Origin of the sequence: Streptomyces sp. LS1784 (genome assembly GCF_020103755.1) — a bacterium.
Taxonomy (GTDB): domain Bacteria; phylum Actinomycetota; class Actinomycetes; order Streptomycetales; family Streptomycetaceae; genus Kitasatospora.
Genome location: NZ_JAHSQD010000556.1, coordinates 1 through 5,331, shown reverse-complemented (window position 1 = coordinate 5,331; position 5,331 = coordinate 1). Strand labels below are relative to the sequence as shown.

General features: G+C 70.3%; 4 protein-coding genes. 3 read left to right on the top strand and 1 reads right to left on the bottom strand.

Going from position 1 to position 5,331, the window contains the following annotated elements; translation table 11 throughout:
* Window positions 1-228: transposase (locus tag KS423_RS37565; RefSeq protein WP_224284225.1), on the top strand; the 228-nt coding region annotated here is incomplete at its 5' end.
* Between the two features lie 118 nt (window positions 229-346).
* Window positions 347-907, top strand: a complete 561-nt coding sequence (locus KS423_RS37560) for a DUF6262 family protein (protein ID WP_224284224.1) — start codon at window positions 347-349, stop codon at window positions 905-907.
* A 274-nt stretch (window positions 908-1,181) separates the two neighbouring features.
* Here KS423_RS37560 and KS423_RS37555 read toward each other — a convergent pair whose 3' ends face one another.
* Window positions 1,182-3,641 carry a DEAD/DEAH box helicase gene (locus tag KS423_RS37555; protein ID WP_224284223.1) on the bottom strand — a complete coding sequence of 820 codons (2,460 nt, stop codon included), beginning with the start codon at window positions 3,639-3,641 and terminating at the stop codon, window positions 1,182-1,184.
* A 201-nt stretch (window positions 3,642-3,842) separates the two neighbouring features.
* Between KS423_RS37555 and KS423_RS37550 the strand changes: the two genes are divergently transcribed.
* Window positions 3,843-4,550, top strand: coding sequence for a DUF6193 family natural product biosynthesis protein (locus KS423_RS37550; protein ID WP_224284222.1), 708 nt, complete (start codon window positions 3,843-3,845; stop codon window positions 4,548-4,550).
* Window positions 4,551-5,331 lie beyond the last annotated feature (781 nt).

Below are 5,331 nucleotides of genomic sequence, written 5' to 3'. Positions count from 1 at the left end.
CAAGCCAAGTACGCCCTCCGCGCTGGTGTCGAGGGCACCATCAACCAGGCCCTCGACCTCACCGACCTGCGCCGGGCCCGCTACCGCGGCCTGCCCAGGACCAGCCTCCAACACGCCTATTCCGCCACCGCGATCAACGTCATCCGACTCGACGCCCACTGGACCGAACAGACCCGAAGCCCCCGGACCAGCCGACTCACCCGACTCGCCCACCAACTCGCAGCCTGATCACCGGCCTCTAATTGAGCAACAGAGTCACCCTCCTGCGCAAAGTCCGAGCCGGCACCTCCCGTACCCATCTGCCGCTCACCATCGTCACCCAGCGCCGCCCCGGAACCGCCGCGCCATGAACCCAAACGGCAACACCACCCCCTTGACCGAAGCCAGACGCCGTATCAGCGCAGAGAAGCGCGAACGCGCCCTGGCCGCGATCGCCGCTCTCGAATACGACGGCTACCCGGTCACTCACACCGCCGTCGCCCGCACCGCCAGCGTCTCCACCTGGCTCACCTACACCCAGGGCCTACGCGAACACATCCAAGCCGCCCAACATCGACAAGCCACGCGCGCCATCACGCACCAGCCCCACGCTCCCTCCTCAGCGGCGCTCACAGCCGACCTCGAACTGGCCCGTGAAGAGATCAAGAACCTCCGCATCGAACGCGACCGGCTACGCGCCGCCATCCAGCGCCAGCTCGGGCACCAACTCGACACCCTCAGCGCCCACGCCCTCACCACCCGAATCGACGACCTGACCCGCGATAACCACCGGCTCGCCGACCAAATCGACCACGCCACCACCGACAATGCCCGCCTCCACGCCCAGGTCATGACCCTTGAAAACGACCTCGCCGCAGCACGCACAAGCCTGCGCAACATGATCCGCAGCGAGAACCGCACCCATTGATCAGGCACAGAAATCCGATCTCGGTGAGCCCACAGCCGCGGCAGGTCCCCAAGCAGCAGCGTGACATGCCAGCCAAGCCCCACACGGGGCTACTACCAGGCCACCCCGAAGGGCCCTCAGCTGCCCGCGCTGCTCCTCGCGCCGGCTCGACGTCGATCGCGGCCAGGAGATCCCGCTGCGGCCTTCAGACTGAGCCAGACAGCGCGCTGCGCCGCGAACGTCGGCTACCCCATCCTCCGCACAATCGCCCTGGCCGGAGGTGTCTGATCGCCTTTCACCAGCGGATGCCGAGTCCGGTGAGCCGGGCTGCCCGTTCGGTGGGGATGTCGGCGCGTCTGCTGCGGCTGTTGGCGATGAACAGGCCCAGGCTGATCTGCGCGGTGGTGCCGTCGGCCAGGACGAGGGGTTCTTTGTGTGCGCGGGGGACGTTCAGATGCCCCTCGCGCTCGCGGTATTGGGCGGCGGCGGCGAGGTTGCGCTGCTCCTTTTCCGCGTGGCTGACCTTCTGGGCCGGTTTCTGTTCGGCGGGCAGCGGCCCGATTCCGAGGACGTGCTCGCACGCCCACTGCTGGGCCGGGCCGAGTTTGTCCCAGCCGATCTGCTGGGCGCGGGCCCACCGGGCGAGGTCTTCGCCCTGGACGGCGATGCTGCCCGGCTCGGCGCCGGCGAGTGTGCCGCCGTCCCGGGTGTGGCGCCAGGCCAGGGTGAAGCACCGCTGCCACTCGATCGACCAGGACGGGCACCAGGCCGGGTCGATCGCGTCCAGCGCGGCTTTCCGGTCGGCGGACAAGGCTCCGGTCCAGTCCAGGCCCTGCTCGCCGGCCTCGGCCCGGCGCTGGAGGGCTTCGGTGCGGCGTTGGGCGGTGCGCAGGTTCTTCATGATGGTCCCGACGGGGCGCCCGCCCCACACGGCTTCGTTGGGCGGGCAGGCGTGTCCGTGTTCGGCGGCGTATCCGGTGACCGCGGTGAGGTTGTCGGTGAAGGCGGTGTCGAATGCGGACCAGATCATGCCCAGCTCGTCCAGCTCCTTGACGCGCTCGGCATCGAGGACGTCGGCGGCCTTGTAGCGGCGCTGGTCGGCCACCCACACCCCGAGCCGGTGCCCGGACGTGGCCCGGTACGCGTAGGGCACGCGCACGTCGCCGAACTTCTCCCGGTAGGCGAGCAGCTCCTCCAAGCCCCGCCGGAACTCCGCCCGCTCCGGCTCCAGTACCCGGGTCCGTACGAACGCCGCGATCACCGCCGGGTCGCGCTGGCTGGAGAACCGCAGCAGCTGCGCCTGGCCGCCGGCGGAGCGGAACTCCTCCGGCTCCCCGGCGTGCTTCGGCTCGCGCGGGGGCCGGGTCTCGGACTGGGGCAGGGCCAGGCGCTCGATGGCGGCTTCGTCGTGGGCCCTCAGCGCCATCAACAGCTTGCTCAGCCCGTCGAATGCCCGAGAGGTCAGCAGCTCCTCGCCGCTCTCCCCGGCGCCCAGCAGGACGGGCACCACGATGGTGGCCACCTTCCCGCTGCCCGGTCGCATCCGCAAAGCCCGCCCGACGGCCTGGACCAGGTCCACCATGGATCCGCGCACGTCGGCGAAGAACACCGCGTCGCAGTCGAAGGTGTCCACGCCCTCACTCAAGACCTTGACCGAGGCGAGGATGTACCGCTGGAGCCGCCATCCGTCCTCCCGGACCAGCGAGGCGAAGGTGCCGAGTGCGGCCCGGCGTTCGGCCGGCGTGTGCTCGGCCTCCAACCAGCTCGTGCCGATCAGCGCCGGGTCCGGGTGCAGAGCGGGGTCCTGCTCCCACAGCACCCGCGCCACATCGCCAAGGCCGGTGCTCAGCGCCCTCGCCTCGGCGACCATGTGATGGAACGACAGGACCCGGGATAGGTCCCACTCCGCGCACGCGGTCAGCAGGGCCGTCTGCAGGGCCGCCAGACGGGCGCCCCGGTACTCCACGGATACATCGCTCGCACCGCGCTGCTCCAGGCCCTGGAGGACCGGGTCGGCCACGTCCACGCACAGGATCCGGTACGGGGCGATCACCCCGTCCGAGATCGCGGTCCCCAGCGGGTAGTCGTGGGCGACCGGGCCGAACAGCGCCTCGTCGTCCATGCTCGCGATCAGCTCGGCCGCCTCGATCCCGGCCGCCGCCCGCAGTCGATCCGTCTCCTTCACCGCCCACAACCTCGGCGTGGCCGTCATGAACAACCGCCGGTCACAGGGCACCTTGGTGTTGTCCAGGATCGCCGCCCACGGCCGACCAGCCTGACCACTGACCCGGTGGGCCTCGTCCACGATCGCGAGCGAGAACGGCTTCAAGCCCGCCTGGTGCGCCTTCTCCAGGTGCCCCAAACCCAGCGAGGCGTAGGTGGCGAACACCGTCACCCGCCCCGCCCCGGCCGTCCAGGCCACCAGCTCTGCCGGGTCGGTGGTGCACCGCAGGCCCGCCGGCTGTTCGTTGCCCACCAGCGAGCAGAGCCCGACCATGAGTCCGCCGTGCCCCTCCCACTGCCAGACGCCGGCCGTCTGCTCCAGCAGCGGCAGCGAGGGCACGATCACCAGCGTCCGCTCCGCGTGGAGCCGGGAGGCGACGTGAACGGCCGTCAGCGACTTGCCCGAGCCCGTCGCCGCCCGGATCTGGCACCGCAGCCCCTCCGGCGGCACCAATCCCGACGCCGGAGGCGTCAGAAGTCGTACTGCCGCGTCGCACGCCTCTTCCTGGTGCGGACGAAGCTTTTTCACCATGATTCTAATTTACCTTTCCCGGGAATTAAGTGAAATGGACAGGGGTGGGCGAAATCCGTTTCCGTCTGACTCCGGTATTCAGTAGGAAAGCGTGCCGATTTCTATCGGCTGTCACAGCGAGAGGTTCTTTTTGGCGGTCCTTACCACGGCGGGCACGTGGAGTGGCGGTCCGGGTGGAGGCGGTTCGGGCACACTTGGGCGATGGACTTCGGGGTGGGGCTTGGCGAGGGTGGCTGGGACGAGGACGGGGCCCTGCGGGCTGCGGTGAGGTATACGGCTGAGGGGCTCGGGCTTGCCCTGCCGGAGTCGGACGGTGACTGGGGTCGCATCGCGGAGTACCTCGACGCGGACAGCGGCCGCAGAGTGACGGTGTATCCGCCCCACGAGGGGCGTGGGTTCCAGGTGAACTTCCAGGCCCACGGCACACGGTTGGCCTGTGGGTGGACCGCGGACCTGGCCGAGGTGGCCCGGGCGACGGCGGCCTGGATGGACGGTGCCGGGCTGGAGGAGACCAGGGCACAAGCCCCGTTCGTCCGGTTCAGGCCCTGGGCCCTTGCCCATGAGCGGGAGCCGTTCGGTGTCGTCGAGTTGACATGGCGCACCAAGCTCGACCGCATCCACATGCCGCCGTACGACCGCCACCCGCGCCCCCACGCGCTGCTGGCGGCGGCGCACGCCCAGCCAGTGCTCCGTCAGCTGATGCCGGTCAACAGCCACTTCAACCTCTGGTTCTCCACCAGTGTCAAGGCCTCCTGGAAGACGCGGGTCAGCCACACCATCCACCCGTACGACGAGGGGCTGTACGGGGTATGGAACAAGGGCGAGCCGCTCGTGCGCACCGAGACGCCGGAGGAAGCCGTTGCCATCGTGGTGGCAGCCCTTCCAGAGGAGCTCGGGCCGGCAAGCTGAGCCGACACACAGAACCGCGCGGGCCGGCGCCAGGCTCCGCGGCCTCCGGCGGCGCAGCCGCTGCGCCCGCTCCTGCTCCGCCGCGAGCCGGGCCTCGCGCTCCGCGATCCAGGCCTGGGCCTGCCCATCGAGCGCCACGTCGTAGGCAGCCCACCCCCCGGTACCGACGAGAGCGGCGATCCGCTCCCACTCGGCGGCCTCCCACACGGGGCGAAGCCCCGAGTCCTCCATGCGGCCGGCCTCCCGCTCCCAGGCCCGCGCCTCCCACCGGCCGGCCTCGATCTGCTCGGCCGACTTCCCCTGAGCCCGTCGCTGCACCAGCCGCCGCGCGAAATCAATGTGGTCAGCCTCGCTGCCCGCCAAGCCTGCCTCCACGTATTCCACTCTCGAATCCGAGAGAAATCATCCGGGCTGACCCGGGAGCGGCCGACCCGTACGATCACGCAGCCGCCGAGAATCCCCCAGGGCCCTACCAACAACCCAGAGCCTAGCGGGCTGCTGTCTTTGATGCACAAGAACGGGCGAAGCCCGCCCCCGCACCACCCCAACGAGTGACCCCACCCCGTGACCACCCGTCACCTCTCCGCGCTCCAAGGCGCGAAGCGCCCCACCACCCCCAGCCGGCCCGGGCGAAGCCCGGATCCGCCCCCTCACCCACCCAGGGGCCGAAGGCCCCACCCTGACACCCACCCAACTCCGCAGCGAAGCGCGGAGTTGACCCACCACCACCCACGCGCGCGCAAGGCCCGCCACCACCGCCCGATCGGGCGCAGCCCGATCC